This window comes from Bacteroides sp. 224, assembly GCF_010500995.1.
Taxonomy (GTDB): domain Bacteria; phylum Bacteroidota; class Bacteroidia; order Bacteroidales; family Bacteroidaceae; genus Bacteroides.
Map to the genome: position 1 here is coordinate 1 of NZ_QVMK01000114.1, position 313 is coordinate 313.

Annotated in this window: 1 protein-coding gene and 1 pseudogene; one reads left to right on the forward strand and one right to left on the reverse strand. The window is 40.3% G+C overall.

The window, feature by feature from the left end; all coding sequences use genetic code 11:
• Nucleotides 1-22 precede the first annotated feature (22 nt).
• Nucleotides 23-178: a GxxExxY protein gene (locus D0T60_RS18590; RefSeq protein WP_163219978.1), complete on the reverse strand. Its 156-nt coding sequence runs from the start codon at nt 176-178 to the stop codon at nt 23-25.
• On the opposite strand from D0T60_RS18590, the pseudogene D0T60_RS19125 reads away from it, so the two are divergent.
• A pseudogene (locus D0T60_RS19125) lies at nt 153-313 on the forward strand (DNA polymerase); the annotation flags it as partial. The gene D0T60_RS18590 and the pseudogene D0T60_RS19125 overlap by 26 nt on opposite strands.

A 313-nucleotide genomic window follows, 5' to 3' on the forward strand; every position in this document is an offset into this window, starting at 1 on the left:
AAGTCGTTAATATTGTTACGTATCAGCTTGGCGCGATACAGGTCTTGGAGAAATCCCCGGAATGTGGACCAATAACCGGCAGCTCTTTTTGCTTTTCAAAAAAGAGATTCTCTTTTTCTAATTCATAACATAAACATGCTTCGTAAGTACTTTCCAGTAATCCAAACTTACAAAACATACCTATTCGGGATGAGGATGGAAAAGAGATTCGCAAGGCCTTTATTCCGGACGAGGATTATAAATTACTGGATGAATTCTTCCGGGCGCACCCGACGGTATGCAACGGAATCACTTTCAACTCAAAAGTATATAC